The following is a 15,498-nucleotide window of genomic DNA, read 5'->3' as shown; positions in this document are numbered from 1 at the left end:
CGGAGGAGGAAACCGTGACCACTGGAGCATTCGAGGACTACGAGGATCGTGCCGCCACCGTCGGCGCCGGGCAGACCGCGGGCAGCCGCCGGCGCATCCTGATCGCCGGCACCATCGGCACCGCGATCGAATGGTACGACTTCTTCATCTACGGCCTGATCGCGCCGCTGGTATTCGACCAGCTGTTCTTTCCGAAGTTCGATCAGCTCACGGCGACCATCGCGGTGTTCGCGACGTTCGCCGTCGGTTTCCTGGCGCGTCCGCTCGGCGGACTGGTGTTCGGCCATTTCGGCGATCGCTTGGGGCGCAAATCCGTCCTGTTGTCCACGCTGCTCCTGATGGGGCTTGCGACCATGTCGATCGGGCTGTTGCCGACCTACGCCACCGCCGGCGTGGCCGCGACCGTCGCGCTCGTCGTGCTGCGCTTCCTCCAGGGCTTTGCGCTCGGCGGCGAGTCCACCGCGGCGATCCTCATGGCGATCGAGACCGCGCCCGGCCACCGGCGCGGCTTCTCGGCCGCGGTGATCCAGGCCGCGGGTCCCGTCGGCGTCGTGCTCGCCTCGTTTGCGGCGCTGGCGATCTCGCGGCTGCCGGAAGCGGACTTGCTGTCCTGGGGCTGGCGCATTCCGTTCCTGATCAGCGCGGTGCTGGTCGCGCTCGGCGTCTACATGCGCTGGCGCATCGAGGAGAGCACGACGTTCCGCGAGGCGGAGGAGAGCGAAGCGGTGCCGGCCGTCGAGGCCGTGAGGGGACACTGGCGGCCGATCCTCATCGTGTTCTTCGCCGAGATGGCGCAGACGTCCTATTTCTACCTGACGGCCATCTTCACCATCTCGTTTGCGACGCGCCAGCTCGGCGTCCAGAAGGACGTGATTACGCAGGCCGTGCTGTTCGCCAATCTCGTCGGACTCGTGGCCATGCCGCTGATCGGCGCCTGGTCCGACCGGATCGGACGCAAGCGCCTGTTCCTGGCGGGCGTCGTGCTCGCGGCCGCCTCGATGTTCGCGTTCTACGGCGTGGTCGCGAGCCGCGACACGCTTCTGATAATGGGAGCAGTGATCCTCGCCGCGGGCATCATCCATCCACTGATGTTCAGCACCGAAGGAAGCTATTTCCCCGAGCTGTTTCCGACCCGCATCCGCTTCACCGGCGTGTCGATCGGCAAGCAGCTCGGCACGGTGCTCGGCGGCGGCATCGCGCCGCTCGTCGCCACCAGCCTGTTTGCGCAGACGGGCTCCACCTACGCGATCACGGGCTACTACGTGGCCCTCGCGCTCGCAGCGATGATCGCGCTCGTCTTCGCGCACGAAACCAGCAAATCGCGGCTGCTCGGCTGAGCGCAGCCAAGACATCAGCAAGACATCAGGGAGGTTCTCATGGACGTCAGTCTTCTCATCAACGGCCAGGATCAGGTCGCTGCTTCCGGCAAGGTGTTCGAGCGGCGCAATCCGCTGTCGCAGGAGGTCGCAAGCCGGGCCGCCGCTGCGACGATTTCGGATGCCGACGCCGCGGTGGCGGCGGCTTGCACCGCGCTTCCCGCATGGTCTGCGCTCGGCCCCAACGCAAGGCGCGCGCTGCTGCTGAAGGCGGCCGATGTGCTCGATGCCAAGCGCGATGCCTTCATCAAGATCATGATGGCCGAGATCGGCACGACGCAGGTCTGGTCGGCCTTCAACGTCAAGCTCGCTTCCGGCATGCTGCGCGAGGCGGCATCGCTGACCACGCAGATCGCGGGCGAGGTGATCCCGTCCGACAAGCCGGGATGCATTGCCATGTCCGTGCGCCAGCCGGCGGGCGTGTGCCTCGGCATCGCGCCGTGGAATGCCCCGATCATTCTGGGCGTCCGTGCCGTGGCAACGCCGCTCGCCTGCGGCAATACGGTCGTGCTCAAGGCATCCGAGATCTGCCCGGGCACGCACCGGCTGGTCGGCGAGGTGTTCAGGGACGCGGGCTTTCCGCCGGGCGTCGTGAACGTCGTGACCAACGCGCCCGCGGATGCGCCGGCCGTCGTCGAGCGCCTCATCGCCAATCCCGCGGTACGGCGAATCAACTTTACCGGCTCGACCCGTGTCGGCCGCGTCATCGCCGAGCTCGCCGGCCGCCACCTCAAGCCGGTGCTGCTGGAGCTGGGCGGCAAGGCGCCGCTGGTCGTGCTCGACGATGCCGATCTCGATGCCGCCGTCGCGGCCGTGGCGTTTGGCGCCTTCATCAACCAGGGCCAGGTCTGCATGTCGACCGAGCGCGTGATCGTCGACGAGGCGGTCGCCGCGTCCTTTGTCGAGAAGCTCGCGAAGAAGGCGAGCGCGCTTCCCGCCGGTGACCCGCGCTCCGGTCCGGTCGTGGTCGGCTCGATGATCGACGAAGCGCCGGCCAGGCACGTCGTCGCGCTGATCGACGACGCCATCGCCAAGGGCGCCGTCAAGCTCGCGGGCGGCGAGCGCGCCGGCACGGTCGTTCCGGCAACGGTGCTCGACCGCGTCGTGCCCGGCATGCGCATCTATACCGAGGAGAGTTTTGGTCCGGTGGTCTCCGTGATCCACGCCCGCGGCGTCGACGAGGCCGTGCGGCTCGCCAACGACACCGAGTACGGTCTCTCGGCCGCCGTGTTCGGCCGCGACGTCGCGCGTGCGCTGACGGTGGCGCAGCGCATCGAAAGCGGCATCTGCCACGTCAACGGCCCGACCGTGCATGACGAGGCGCAGATGCCGTTCGGCGGCGTGAAGGGATCGGGCTACGGCCGCTTCGGCGGTCAGGCCGGGATCGCCGAATTCACCGATCTGCGCTGGATCACGATCGAGACGCAGCCGCAGCACTATCCGTTCTAACCACGCCGCAAGCGAAGCCCACCAGGACGTCTGTTCATGAATTCGAAAGTTCTCACGGTTCGGGAAGCGACCCTCGGTGTGCTTCGCTCCTTCGGCGTCGATCGCGTTTTCGGCAATCCCGGCTCGACCGAGCTTACCTTCCTCGGCGACTGGCCCGACGACATCGACTACGTGCTTGGCCTGCAGGAAGGCTGCGTCGTCGGCATGGCCGACGGCTATGCGCAGGCGACGGGGCGGCCGGCCTTCGTCAATCTGCATTCGGCAGCCGGGCTCGGTCACGCGCTCGGCAATCTCTTCACGGCATTTCGCAACAAGACGTCGATGGTCGTGACGTCAGGACAGCAGGCACGCAGCCTGCTGCGGATGCGGCCTTATCTCTTCGCCGAGGATGCCGAGCAATTTCCAAAGCCCTATGTGAAATGGAGTGCGGAGCCGGCGCGGCCTGAGGATGTTCCTGCGGCTATTGCACAGGCCTTCCACACGGCCATGCAACATCCGCGCGGACCGACCTTCGTGTCGGTGCCGTCGGATGATTGGGCACGGCCTGCCGTGGCTCCGCCGGTGCGCCACATCGCAACTGAGTTTGCGCCGGATCCGGCGGCGATCGTCCGGCTCGGCGCAGCGATCGCAGCGGCCAAGCGGCCTGTCTTCGTTGTTGGCCCCGAGATCGATCGCAACGGCTGTGTCGACGCGATGGTCGCCGTGGCGGAACGGGCGCGGGCGGCGGTCTGGGCAAGTCCGATGTCGAGCCGGTCGAGCTTTCCGGAATTGCATCCGCAATTCGCAGGCTTTCTTCCGGCCGCGCCGGGAGGGCTTGCCCGCGCCTTGCGCGGCGCTGATCTGATCGTCGTGGTCGGCGCGCCCGTGTTCACCTTCCACGTCGAGGGACAATGCGAATTGCTCGATGATGGAACGCCGGTCTGGCAGATCACCGACGATCCGACCGAAGCCGCGTCCGCGGCCGTCGGCGACACCATCATCAGCACGCTTCCGAAGGCGCTCGTTGCGCTTCAATCGGCGCTGCCCGATGTGGCGAAGCGCGAGGTGCCCGCCGCGCGGGTGCGGCCTGCCGCGCCTGCGGCGCAGAATCCAATTCCTCCGGCCCATGCGCTGAGCCGGTTGTCGGCGCTGATGCCGCGCGATGCGATTGTCGTGGAGGAGGCGCCGTCGCATCGTCCCGCAATCCAGCAATTCCTGCCTATGCGCGGCGCGGACAGTTTCTACACCATGGCGAGCGGTGGACTCGGTTACAGCCTGCCGGCCTCCGTCGGCGTCGCATTGGCACGGCCCGGCCGCCGCATCGTCGCCCTGATCGGCGACGGGTCGGCGATGTACTGCATCCAGGCGATCTGGACCGCCGCGCAACGCCAGCTGCCAATCACCTTTGTGATCATGAACAATTCAGGTTATGGCGCGATGCGTGCTTTCAGCCGGCTCATGCAGGCCCATCGTCCGCCCGGAATCGACCTGCCCGGGCTCGACTTCGTCGCGCTCGCCAGGGGAATGGGCTGTGTGGGGCAGCGCGTCATCGATGCCAGCGATGTCGACCGCATCCTGGCGGAGGCGCTGGTTTCGAACGGTCCCGCGCTGGTCGATATCGCAGTCGACGATGCCACGACGGACCTGTTCAGCCATCCGAGCTGAATTGCGAAGCGCCGCGACAAACACGTCCTTTGCGAGCTACGAACTCCGATACCAGCTCGCCAGATTCCACGTCGTGACGTCCCAGCCCGAGATGTCGACCATCAGATTGTTGACGCCGGCGCCAACGATGTTGCGCGAGAGTAGCGGCAGGAGCACGTTGGCCTCGCAGAAGATCTCGTCGACCCTGATCAGCAGCGCGGCGCGCTTGACCGGGTCGAGCTCGTTCTGCGCGGCCTTGTAGGCCTTGTCGGCTTCAGGATCGGAATAGCGCGAATTGTTGCGGCCGAGCCATTTGTTGTCCTTGGTGGCGATCTCCCAGGAGACGCACTGGTTAAGGAAGCGCTCCGGATCGGGCTGCGGCTGCGTCGTGTTGTACATCTCCATGTCGGCATAGAATTTCGAGTAGGTGTCGGGGTTGCCGACATCAGAGGAGAAGAACACCGATGCGGCGACCGCCTTGATCTCGATCTCGATGCCGGCCTTCTGGCAGGCTTGCTTGATGATGGCCTGGGTCTTCTGGCGCGGGGCGTTGGTCGAGGTCTGGAACACGTATTTGAGCTTCTTGCCGTCCTTCTCGCGGATGCCATCCGCGCCCTTGGTCCAGCCGGCCTCGTCGAGGATCTTGTTGGCCTTGTCGGCGTCGAATTCGTATTTCAGCTTGGGCGACTTGAACTGCTTGGGCGCGTTGACGAAGCTCGCGGTTGCGACGCCGCCGCGTCCGTAGATGAACTTCTGGATCGAGTCGCGGTCGATCAACAGATTGATCGCCCGGCGGACGGCGGGATCGGACAGCGTCGGGTGCTTGGTCTTGACGCTCGAACGTTCGCCGTCGACCTCGGTCCACGGGTCCGTCGTGTTGAGGATGATGAACTCGACGTTGCCGGAGGGCGTGACGTCGAGCTTTCCTTTGCCGCCCGCCTCCATGCGCTTGAGGACCTCCTCCTCCACCTGCATGTTCCAGGCATAGTCGTATTCGCCGGTCTGCAGCACGGCGCGCGCCGCAGACACCGCATCGCCGCCGCCCTTGACCTCGAGCGTGTCGAAATGCGGCTGGTTCTTGACGTGATAGTCGGGATTGCGTTCGGCGCGGATCAGGTCGCCCGGCTTGAACTCGACGAATTTGTATGGGCCGGTGCCGACCGGCTTCAGATTGCCGGGAGCCTCGCGTGACTTTGCGCCGGCATAATCGCCGAAATGATGCTTCGGCAGGATCTGGCCGACCGAGCCGACGAACGGGTCGGCCCAGAATGGCGTCGGCGCCCTGAAGATCACCTTGACGGCGTGGTCGTCGATCTTCTCGACCTTGATGTCCTTGTAGGAGCCCGTGGTGTAGGCCGCGGTTGCGAGATCCGCCGCGTACTGCCAGGTGAAGACGACGTCGTCGGCGGTGAAGGGCTTGCCGTCATGCCATTTGACGCCCTGCTTCAGTTTCCAGATCACGCTCATGCCGTCGGCTGCAAGGCCGCCGTTCGCCTTGGTCGGGACCTCGGCGGCAAGGCAGGGGATGAGATTGCCGTCGTTGTCCCAGCCGGCGAGCGGCTCGAAGAAGACGCGCGAGGCGATCTGGTCCTTGGTGCCGTTCGCGAAATGCGGATTGAGCAAAGTGGGCGCCTGCCAGAGCAGGATCTTGAGCGGGCCGCCGCCGCCGGCCTTGGTCGGCTTGTAGGCGAGCGTCGCATCCGCCATCGCCACGTCGTTCCAGAGCAGGATCTGGCTTGCGACCGGCGCTGCGATCCCGACCGCAGCCATGGTCCGGATGAACGAGCGTCGCGACAGCGTGCCTTGCTTCACCTCCGCGATCAGACCCCGGATGTCGTTTTCGTTCATCATATGCCTCCACCTTCACTAAGAAAAAGTCGTCACCGGCATGCAAGTTACGTGCACTCTAGATTGGGACGCCCGATGTCGTGGAGTCAAAGGGATACCCTGCGGCGAAATGACGAACGCGCCTGTGCCGGATCGTGGTTCCGGCCGTGGTTGCGGCCGGCGAGAGGGGGGCCATCGCAGATGGCGTCTTGGTGGCGGCCTGAGCAAGCGCCTCGCCCTTCGAGGCGACCGCTTCCAGCGGGCTCCTCAGGATGAGGCTAAGCAGAATTGACCCCGTTTAAATTGCTGCCGCGGACTCCGCCCTCATCTGAGGAGCCCGCCATCGGCGGGCGTCTCGAAGGATGCGCCGTGGGCGAGCTACCCGCCACCCTTCTTCTCCATATGCGATAGCCCGGCCGGCGAGAGGGAGCCGGCATCTGATGTGTCCACGAGATGCGCGTTCCCGGGCAATGGGCTGCGTCGCCCGAACATGGCCAGGGCTCTTGCCGGCCGGTATGATGGATATGTATAAACATCATACTTGGAGGTGGCGTGGTTCGGTCAGGTGGTGTCGCAAGGCGGGCGTTCGAGCCTGGTGTGTTGTTCGGCGGGTTGATCGCCGCCAACATCGCCGCATGGGCTTCTGCCTTCGCGCTGTTCGGCGACCGGCCGACCGTGATGGCGACCGCGCTGCTGGCCTGGGTGTTCGGCCTGCGCCATGCCGTCGATGCCGACCACATCGCCGCGATCGACAATGTCGTGCGCAAGCTGATGCAGGCGGGCGATGCGCCGCGCAGCGCCGGTCTCTATTTCGCGCTCGGCCATTCCACGGTCGTCCTGGTCGCGACCATGCTGCTCGCGCTCGGCGTCGTGAGTCTCGGCGGCGACGGCCTGCTCAAGGAGATCGGCGGCCTGATCGGCACTTCGGTGTCGGCGCTGTTCCTGCTGGTGATCGCGGCGATCAATCTCGCCATCTTCGCCGGGCTGTGGCGGATCCTGCGCGAGGTGCGGGAGCAGGGCGTCCATGATGCCGCGCAGCTCGAGGCACTGCTCGCCGCCCGTGGATTCATGGCGCGATGTCTCGCTCCGATGTTCCGCCTGGTGACCAGGCCCTGGCACATGTATCCGCTCGGCCTGCTGTTCGGGCTCGGCTTCGACACCGCGACCGAGATCGGTCTGCTCGGCATCTCCGCCACCGAAGCCGCGCGCGGCGTCTCGCTCGCGCAGGTGCTGGTCTTCCCCGCGCTGTTCGCCGCCGGCATGGCGCTGGTCGACACCGCCGATTCCGCCCTCATGGTGAGCGCCTATCGCTGGGCCTTCGTCGATCCCTATCGCAAGCTCTGGTACAATCTCACGATTACCGGCGCCTCCGTCGCGGTCGCGCTGCTCGTCGGCGGCATCGAGGCGCTCGGTCTCATTGCAGACCGGCTCGGCCTGTCGGGCGGGCCGTGGTCGCTGGTCGAGGCCCTCAACACTTCGCTCGCCAATGTCGGCTTCGCCGTGATCGCACTGTTCGCGATCGCATGGCTGGTCTCGGTCATGCTCTACCGCCGCATGGCTCCGAACGACCGGCGGCGCATGGTCGATCCTGACGAACTGGGCAGGGACGCCGCGCCTGGGTGATCGCACCTCAGTGTGTCGCAACGGCAACAATCGGCGACTTTCCTCGATCCGTGATCAGATCCGAATTCGTCGCGCCCTTGCGAACAGCCAACTCGCGCCAACATAGCGTCCGGTGAAGATCACGCGCCAGGGGGCGGGTGAAACAGACGGCTATCGACAGCGAGTGAGTATCATGCGCGCGTTCTTCCGAATCGCGTTCGTTCTATCTGCCCTGTGGTTTTCTGCTCATCCAAACGCATCCCAGGCCCACGCCATCATCGTCTCGTCCTCGCCGGCAAGCGGCGCGACAATATCCGGCGACACCGTCGCGATCCGCCTGCACTTCAACAGCCGGATCGATCGCGCGCGCTCCAAACTGACGCTGCTGGCTCCGGACGGTGCGCCGCGCGCCCTGAAGCCGTCGCCCGATGCGCCCGCGGACGAGCTCAATGCAGATGCGACGCTGCTGCCGGCCGGGGCGTGGCACCTGCGCTGGCAGGTACTCAGCGTCGACGGGCACATCACCCGCGGCGACATTCCGTTCACCGTCCGCTGACGTTACGGCCTTGTACCTGCTTCTCGACATCTTCGGCTATCTGTCGGTGGTCCTGCGGGGCCTGATCCTGATCGCCCAGTCGTTCACCCTCGGCGGTCTTGCCTTTCAGCTGTTGCTGTGGGGACCGCTGCAGCCGCAGCTCTCCGTCTATGGCCTCACGATCGAGGAGCGATGCCGGACGTTCCTGCGGTTCAGCGCCTTCGCATGGGCAGTCCTCACCGTCGCCTCGCTGGCGCTCAACGCGGCCGCGCTGGTCGGGACGCTCCAGGTGCCCTGGAGCGAGGCGGTCGGCGCCGATTTCGGCCGCGCTGACCTCGTCATTGCAGCTTGCGCAGTAGGCATCGCCGTCCTGGCGCAAGGTCCCGCGCACCGGGCCCGGTCGGCCGCGCTTCTCGTCCTGTCCGTGCTGGCGCTGGCGATGCAGACCCGGCTCACGCATGCGGCCAGCCGGCCGGATGTGCGCTGGCCGTTGCTGCTGTCCGATGCTGGCCACATGGCAGGGGCGTCGGTCTGGATCGGCGGTCTGCCCTATTTCCTGATCGCGCTGAATGCCTGCAAGGACGCCGGCGACTGGCGCCTCATCGCGCGCCGCTATTCGTTGATGTCGATGGCCGCGGTCGCTGCGATCGTCTGCGGCGGCCTGGTCATGGCGACGAACTATATCGGCTCGGTCGCTGCAATCTACGGCACCGCCTATGGTGTCATGACCCTGGCCAAGCTCGGCCTGCTCTTGATGCTGCTGACGCTCGGCGCGGGCAATTACTTCCTGGTCGAGCGGCTGCGCCGCGACCCCACGACGCCGATCCTTCGCCTGAAGCGTTTCGCCGAGGTCGAGATCGGCATCGGCCTCACCGTTCTGCTGGCCGCTGCGTCCCTGACGTCATTGCCGCCCGGCGTGGATCTCCCTCACGATCGCCTGGATTGGCATGAGATCGTCGAGCGCGCGACGCCGCAATGGCCGCCGCGCCTGACCAGCCCGGATTACGACAGGCTGACCGTCGCGCAGCTCCAGGCGAAGATCACGCTTGCGGACGCCGGTCGCGCCAACGCACAAGCGGCCTACGTTCCCGGCGAGGGCACGATCCTGCCGCGCAATGCCGAGGACATCGCCTGGTCGGAGTACAACCATCACTGGGCCGGCGTCTTCGTGGTGCTGATCGGGCTCCTGGCGCTCATCGAGCATTTTCGCTGGGGCCGCTGGGCGCGGCACTGGCCGCTGCTCTTCCTCGTGATGGCGGCCTTCCTGTTCTTCCGCGCCGACGAGCAGGCCTGGCCGCTCGGGCCGGCCGGCTTCTTCGAGTCGCTGCGCGATCCCGAAGTGGCGCAGCATCGTATCTTCGTGCTGCTGATCGCCGTGTTCGGCCTGTTCGAATGGCGCGTGCGCTTACGTGGCAGCAAGGCCGGGCCGGCGGCTTTGGTGTTCCCATTGACCACGGCACTCGGCGGTGCGCTGCTGCTTACGCATTCCCATGCGATCGCCAATATCAAGGACCAGCTGCTCATCGAGATGAGCCACACTCCGCTTGCGCTCTGCGGTGTCGCCGCCGGCTGGGCTCGCTGGATCGAGCTGCGCCTCGACGGCCGCGTCAGCCGGGCCGCGGCCTGGATTTGGCCCGTCGCCTTCATCCTGGTCGGGCTGATCCTGCTCGATTACCGCGAAGCCTGAACGCGCTATCCGTCGTACTGGTCCGGCCCCATCGCCCACGACGTCTGATCGTGGCCGAACGCGTAATTGCGGTTGTTGACGGCAGGATTGCGATTGACCATCGGCCGCATGAACATCGGGTGGGTCGCGCTGCGGACCTCGTGCTCGACCGTGAACAGCGGCTTGCCGCTGTCGAGATCGACGATGTCGCAGAAGCGATATTGATACTGATTATCCTCGCGCGAGATCAGGTTGCGTGCGAGCAGCTTGCGGTACGGGCCGGAGAAGTCGGTGATGTACATCTGCACATGGTGCCCGTCATAGTCGCCCAGCGGCCGGTCGGTCTCGCGGAACAAGAGGTGCTGGTCACGGCCCGTCTTGACCGCCGCAACCGCGCCGTCGCCGTTGCGCAATTCGGCGGGCATGCCCATGACCTCCGGATAGAAGGCGCAGATCGCCGGCGCCGTTCCGATCGGCACGTCGAACTCGACATAGGGAATGCCGAGCGTGATGCGGCCGAAGCGGGCCGCGTCCGGTTCATAAACGCGGATGCGGTTGCCCCACGGGCAGACGGCCTCGACATAACCGTTGTGCTCGGTGAAGGCGAAGGCCGTGCCTTCGAGCTTCTTCGCGACCGATGCCAGTCGCGCCAGCAACGCCTCACGTCCCTCGATGACGAGGCCGGTATGGCCGCGCAGCACCTGCGGCCTGCCGCTCGGCAGGTGAAACTGGCTCTGTCCGGCGTTGATCCACATGTTGGTGTCGGACACCATCAGATAGGGATCGCGGGTGAGGCCCAGTCCCGTGACGTAGAATAATGTCGCCAGACGCTGGTCCGGGACCTGGATGTTGACGTGCTCGAAATGAATCGCGTTGCCGAGATCTTCTGCGGATCGATCGAATTGTTGCGGCATGGCTGTGCGCTCTGATGAGGGGACGGAAAAGCCATACTAGAGCACAATTTCCGTCAGCTGAAACAGTTCGGCGATCACATCTTGAGGGCGGGCGTCACGCCTTTCGCCACCTTGCCGCGGTAACCAGTCCCTGTAATCTGGGCAAAAGACATCAAGGAAAGGACCGATGGGGGGAGTTCTGGAAGGCGTGCGCGTCCTCGATTTCGGGCGCTATATCGCAGGGCCGTATTGCGCGACCCTGCTGGCCGAATTCGGTGCCGAGGTCATTCGCGTGGAGAAGCGCGACGGCAGCGAGGACCGCTTCGTCGCGCCGGTCGGTGAGGGCGGTGAAGGCGCGCTGTTCCTCCAGATCAACCGCAACAAGAAATGCATCACGCTCGATCCGATGAAGCCGGAAGGACAGGAGGTGATGCGTCGCCTGATCGCGACCGCCGACGTCGTCGTCGCCAATCTGCCGCCGCAGACGCTGCGCGCGATGAAGCTCGACTACGACTCGCTGAAGGCGATCAAGCCCGACATCATCCTTACGACGGCAACGGCGTTCGGCGGGCCGGGGCCGTGGTCCGACCGCGTCGGCTTCGACGGTGTCGGCCAGGTCATGTCGGGCTCGGTGTACATGACCGGTACCGGCGATCCGCCATACCGCGCCGCGGTGAACTGGGTCGATTTCGGAACCGCGCTGCACTGCGCGTTCGGAACGCTCGCCGCGCTGATTGAGCGCGGCAAGTCCGGCCGCGGGCAGATCGTCGAGGGCGCGCTGCTCGCAACCGCGCTGTCCTTCACCAATGCCACGCTGATCGAACAGGCCGTGATCAACGTCAATCGCGTTCCGACAGGAAATCTCGGTCAGACCGCAGCGCCAGCCGACATCTACCGCACCAAGGACGGCTGGGTGCTGTGCCAGGTCACCGGGCATCCGCTGTTCAAGCGCTGGGCGAAGCTGATGGGCGAGGAAGAACAGTGGCTGAACGATCCGCGCTTTGCCGACGACATCAGCCGCGGCAACAATGGTCCCGTCATCAGCGAGCGGATGGCGCGCTGGTGCGCCGAGCGCACCACGCAGGAGGCCGTCGACACGCTGGGCAAGGCGATGATCCCGACCGGGCCCGTGCTGAGCCCGCAACAGGCGCTCGATCATCCGCACATCCGCGCCGCCGGCTTCATGCAGGACGTCGACTATCCGGGCTTGCCGAAGCCCGCGCCGGTGGCGCGCGCCGCTGTGCGGCTGTCGGAAACGCCGGGAGAGATCGTGGCGCGCCCGCCTACGCTCGGCGAGCATACCGATCGCGTCCTCGCCGAACTCGGCTACGACACCGCTGCGATCGAAGCACTTCGACAGAGCGGCATCATCTAGCAGATGCGGCTGGACTGGACCGCCGGCTGAAACGTTCAGGCGGCGGTCCAGTGCGATCTAGAGGAACTTGGGGAAGTTCTAAGGCCGCAAGGCAACGCTAACCCGTCCCGTGCAAACGCATCAAGTTTCGTAGTGTTGCTCCGGCGACAGATTCGTTGCCGCGGCCCGGAAATGGCCACACTTGCAGCACGCAGCCTGCTGCTCGATCTAGCCGGCCTTGGTCGTGTAAATCGTGGCGAAGCGCTCGCGCAGCAGATTCTTCTGCACCTTGCCCATGGTGTTGCGCGGCAAGGTTTCAACAAAGATGACGCGCTTGGGCTGCTTGAATTTGGCGAGGCGCCCCGACAGCGCGTCGAGAATGGCGCGCTCGTCCACGGACGAATTGGGCGAGCGCACTACGGCGGCCGTGACACCTTCGCCGAAATCGGCGTGCGGCACGCCGACGACGGCGCTTTCCGACACCCCGTCAATGGCGTCGATCTCGGTCTCGATCTCCTTCGGATAGACGTTGAAGCCGCCGGTGATGATGAGATCCTTGCCGCGGCCGACGATGTGGAGATAGCCCTGCGCGTCGAGCTTGCCGAGATCGCCGGTGATGAAGAAGCCGTCGGCGCGGAATTCGGCCGCAGTCTTGTCCGGCATGTTCCAGTAGCCGGCGAACACATTCGGCCCCTTCACCTCGATCATGCCGACCTCGCCAACGGGCAGGATTGCGCCGGTCTCGGGATCGGTGATGCGAACCTCGACGGCGGGAAGCGGCCGGCCGACCGAGCCGGCAATGCGCGCGCCCTCATAGGGATTGGAGGCGATCATTCCGGTCTCGGTCATGCCGTAGCGTTCCAGAATCGCGTGCCCGGTCCGCGCCTTCCAGGCGCGGTGGGTCTCGGCCAGCAGAGGCGCCGAGCCGGCGACGAACAGCCTCATGTTGGCGGTGGTTCGCTCGTTCAGGTCAGTGCTCTCGAGCAGGCGGACATAGAAGGTCGGCACGCCCATGAGAACGGTGCTGCGCGCCATCGTTGCCAGAATGCGTTCGGCGTCGAACTTCTGCATGAACAGGATGCGCGCGCGTCCGGCGAAGGTGACGTTGCAGGCCACGAAGAGCCCGTGAACGTGATAGATCGGCAGGGCATGGATCAGCACGTCCTTGCTCGAATAGCGCCACTCTTCGACCAGCGTCAGGGCGTTCGAAGAAAGATTGCCGTGCGTCAGCATGGCTCCCTTCGAGCGGCCGGTCGTGCCCGAGGTGTAGAGGATGGCTGCGAGATCGTCATTCGTCCTGGCGACGGTGTCAAATCCAGCCGGGAAGTCCGCCGCGGCATCGGCGAGCGAACCCTTGCCGCGGTGATCGAGCGTCTCGACCCGTCCGCCTGCCTTGGCGGCAATGGCGCGCAAATCGGCCTCTTCCCTGGGATCGCACACGATCAATGTCGGCTGCGCGTCGCGGATGAAATACTCGGTCTCGGCCGGCGTATAGGCGGTGTTGAGCGGCAGATAGACCGCCCCAGTGCGCAGCGTTGCAAGATAGAGCGCGACGGCCTCGACGGATTTCTCCACCTTGACCGCGACGCGGTGGTTCGGGCCGATGCCGATCCTCGCGAGGAAGTTCGCGAACCTGCCGCTCAGCGCAGCAAGTTCGGCATAGCTCAACGCCGCGCCGTCGTCCTTCTCGATGCAGATGGATGGGTCGGACTCCGCGCCGGCGAGCAGGCGATCGTACAGGTTCGAGGTCATGACGTGATCTTCCGTTGCGAGTTGCTGTGAGGACTGGGAACGAGGTCGCGCGACGACAATTTCGCGCGAAGCGCCTTCTTCACCTTGTCGGACGCCACCACGGTGCCGGCTTCCGCAAAGGCTTCGTGGTTCGCCTCGATGTGCTCGAGCGCGTAGAGATAGTTCACCATCAGCCCGTACGACTGCTTCATGCCCTTGGCCGAGGCGTCCCCGAGGAAATTCAGCCGCTCCAGGCGCGCGCCGTTGCCGAGATGGAAGCGGGCCACCGGATCGACCGGCTTGCCCGACGGCAGCTTCGCTTTCAGGAAGTAGTACGCAGCGAGCGCCGTGATCGGCTCCTTCGCCTGCGCGATGTCGCCGCCCTCATCGAGCGCGACCAGCGCGCGCCGCGTGTCTTCGTCGATCGCGGCAGACGCCTCGGTCTTGAGCTCGCGCCGGACCCATCCGGCAAAGCCGGGCACCGGCGACAGGGTGACGAAGGTCTTCAGGTTCGGCAGCTCGCGGGCGAGATCCTGCACCACCTGCTTGATCAGGAAATTGCCGAACGACACGCCGCCAAGTCCCTTTTGCGTGTTCGAGATCGAGTAGAACACGGCGGTCGTCGCCTCGCGCGCGGCAATCGCTTGGCGCGATTTATCCAGCAGCGGGCCGATTGCGCCGGGAATCTCCCTGGTGAGCGCGACCTCGACGAAGATCAGCGGCTCGTCGACCAGTTGCGGATGAAAGAACGCGTAGCAGCGGCGGTCCGGCGGCTCGAGCCGGTTGCGCAAGTCGTCCCAGTCCTGGATGGCGTGGACGGCCTCATACCTGATGATCTTCTCCAAAATGTTCGCCGAGGTGGTCCAGTCGATCGGTCGCAGCACGAGAAAACCCCGGTTGAACCAGGACGAGAACAGGTGGACGAAATCGTCGTCGACGGGCTGCAGTTCGGGATGCTCGCGCAGCAGCGACAGCAGCACCTCCCGCATCCGCACCAGCGAGGCCGTTCCGCCGGGCGCGAGGTTGAGGCGCCGGATCAGCTCCTGTCGGCGCGGCTCCGCGGCGGCGTGGAGCGCTTCGAGCCTGGCGCCGTCGCCGCCCTCCTTGCGCTGGTAGGCGGCGATCGCGAGCTCGATCGCGCGACGGTCCGGCCCGAAGCGGTCGGCGAGGGAGGATAGAAATTTGAGCCGCTGCGGTTCGGCCGCCCGCTCGAAGGCGGCGAGCAGCGATTGCGCGATCGCGACGCCGGAGGCTTCGCCGCGACGCGACAGCAGTGCCTCGCCGAGAAGCTCGAGGTCGCGATCCTCGCTCCCGTCCCGTTCCGCCTTCATGCCCAGGACCGCACGGCCGCGTTGTGTCAGCGTGTCGATCAGCCCTTGCAGGAATTCGGGCGCCGCAATGCGTCCGGATCGGATGTCGTTCAGCATGGTTCGTGCCTCCTC

11 protein-coding genes are annotated in these 15,498 nt (G+C 65.8%); 7 read left to right on the top strand and 4 right to left on the bottom strand.

Annotated features, from left to right (window positions below; translation table 11 throughout):
- Window positions 1-14 precede the first annotated feature (14 nt).
- The 3 genes from JQ592_RS22885 to mdlC are packed head-to-tail and all read left to right on the top strand — an operon-like array spanning window position 15 to window position 4,469.
- Window positions 15-1,337: an MFS transporter gene (locus JQ592_RS22885; protein ID WP_211405047.1), complete on the top strand. Its 1,323-nt coding sequence runs from the start codon at window positions 15-17 to the stop codon at window positions 1,335-1,337.
- A 39-nt stretch (window positions 1,338-1,376) separates the two neighbouring features.
- Window positions 1,377-2,825 carry an aldehyde dehydrogenase gene (locus JQ592_RS22880; RefSeq protein WP_211405046.1) on the top strand — a complete coding sequence of 483 codons (1,449 nt, stop codon included), beginning with the start codon at window positions 1,377-1,379 and terminating at the stop codon, window positions 2,823-2,825.
- Between the two features lie 36 nt (window positions 2,826-2,861).
- The gene (mdlC, locus tag JQ592_RS22875) at window positions 2,862-4,469 is read left to right on the top strand and encodes a benzoylformate decarboxylase (RefSeq protein ID WP_211405045.1); all 1,608 of its coding nucleotides are present in this window, start codon (window positions 2,862-2,864) and stop codon (window positions 4,467-4,469) included.
- A gap of 36 nt (window positions 4,470-4,505) precedes the next feature.
- On the opposite strand, the gene JQ592_RS22870 is transcribed toward mdlC, so the two are convergent.
- Window positions 4,506-6,296, bottom strand: coding sequence for a peptide ABC transporter substrate-binding protein (locus JQ592_RS22870; protein ID WP_211405044.1), 1,791 nt, complete (start codon window positions 6,294-6,296; stop codon window positions 4,506-4,508).
- 531 nt (window positions 6,297-6,827) lie between these two features.
- Between JQ592_RS22870 and JQ592_RS22865 the strand changes: the two genes are divergently transcribed.
- The 3 genes from JQ592_RS22865 (at window position 6,828) to JQ592_RS22855 (ending at window position 10,099) form a co-directional block, all read left to right on the top strand.
- Entirely contained in the window at window positions 6,828-7,898 is a 1,071-nt protein-coding gene (locus JQ592_RS22865; protein ID WP_211405043.1) for a HoxN/HupN/NixA family nickel/cobalt transporter, read from the top strand.
- 172 nt (window positions 7,899-8,070) lie between these two features.
- Window positions 8,071-8,433, top strand: a complete 363-nt coding sequence (locus JQ592_RS22860; RefSeq protein ID WP_211405042.1) for a copper resistance CopC family protein — start codon at window positions 8,071-8,073, stop codon at window positions 8,431-8,433.
- A gap of 10 nt (window positions 8,434-8,443) precedes the next feature.
- Entirely contained in the window at window positions 8,444-10,099 is a 1,656-nt protein-coding gene (locus tag JQ592_RS22855; RefSeq protein WP_211405041.1) for a copper resistance D family protein, read from the top strand.
- Between the two features lie 5 nt (window positions 10,100-10,104).
- Here the strand turns inward: JQ592_RS22855 and JQ592_RS22850 are convergent, their stop codons facing one another.
- A complete protein-coding gene (locus JQ592_RS22850; RefSeq protein WP_211405040.1) occupies window positions 10,105-10,992 on the bottom strand; it encodes a VOC family protein in 888 nt (295 codons plus the stop codon).
- 166 nt (window positions 10,993-11,158) lie between these two features.
- Between JQ592_RS22850 and JQ592_RS22845 the strand changes: the two genes are divergently transcribed.
- Window positions 11,159-12,346 (top strand): CaiB/BaiF CoA transferase family protein, encoded by a 1,188-nt coding sequence (locus JQ592_RS22845; RefSeq protein WP_211405039.1) that lies wholly within the window; start codon window positions 11,159-11,161, stop codon window positions 12,344-12,346.
- A 207-nt stretch (window positions 12,347-12,553) separates the two neighbouring features.
- On the opposite strand, the gene JQ592_RS22840 is transcribed toward JQ592_RS22845, so the two are convergent.
- Entirely contained in the window at window positions 12,554-14,077 is a 1,524-nt protein-coding gene (locus JQ592_RS22840; protein WP_211405038.1) for a malonate--CoA ligase, read from the bottom strand.
- Complete coding sequence (locus JQ592_RS22835) at window positions 14,074-15,483, bottom strand: malonyl-CoA decarboxylase (protein WP_211405037.1); 1,410 nt, start codon at window positions 15,481-15,483, stop codon at window positions 14,074-14,076. Before JQ592_RS22835 ends, JQ592_RS22840 begins: the two co-directional genes overlap by 4 nt.
- Window positions 15,484-15,498: the final 15 nt, after the last annotated feature.

The organism is Bradyrhizobium iriomotense, assembly GCF_018129405.1.
In the GTDB taxonomy this organism is placed as follows: domain Bacteria; phylum Pseudomonadota; class Alphaproteobacteria; order Rhizobiales; family Xanthobacteraceae; genus Bradyrhizobium; species Bradyrhizobium iriomotense_B.
This window is presented reverse-complemented; position numbering and strand designations above follow the sequence as displayed.

Coding starts and splice junctions, on each gene's coding strand:
- JQ592_RS22840 (WP_211405038.1), bottom strand. CDS start 14,077: ATGACCTCGAACCTGTACGATCGCCTGCTCGCCGGCGCGGAGTCCGAC.
- JQ592_RS22835 (WP_211405037.1), bottom strand. CDS start 15,483: ATGCTGAACGACATCCGATCCGGACGCATTGCGGCGCCCGAATTCCTG.
- JQ592_RS22880 (WP_211405046.1), top strand. CDS start 1,377: ATGGACGTCAGTCTTCTCATCAACGGCCAGGATCAGGTCGCTGCTTCC.
- JQ592_RS22870 (WP_211405044.1), bottom strand. CDS start 6,296: ATGAACGAAAACGACATCCGGGGTCTGATCGCGGAGGTGAAGCAAGGC.
- JQ592_RS22860 (WP_211405042.1), top strand. CDS start 8,071: ATGCGCGCGTTCTTCCGAATCGCGTTCGTTCTATCTGCCCTGTGGTTT.
- mdlC (WP_211405045.1), top strand. CDS start 2,862: ATGAATTCGAAAGTTCTCACGGTTCGGGAAGCGACCCTCGGTGTGCTT.
- JQ592_RS22845 (WP_211405039.1), top strand. CDS start 11,159: ATGGGGGGAGTTCTGGAAGGCGTGCGCGTCCTCGATTTCGGGCGCTAT.
- JQ592_RS22850 (WP_211405040.1), bottom strand. CDS start 10,992: ATGCCGCAACAATTCGATCGATCCGCAGAAGATCTCGGCAACGCGATT.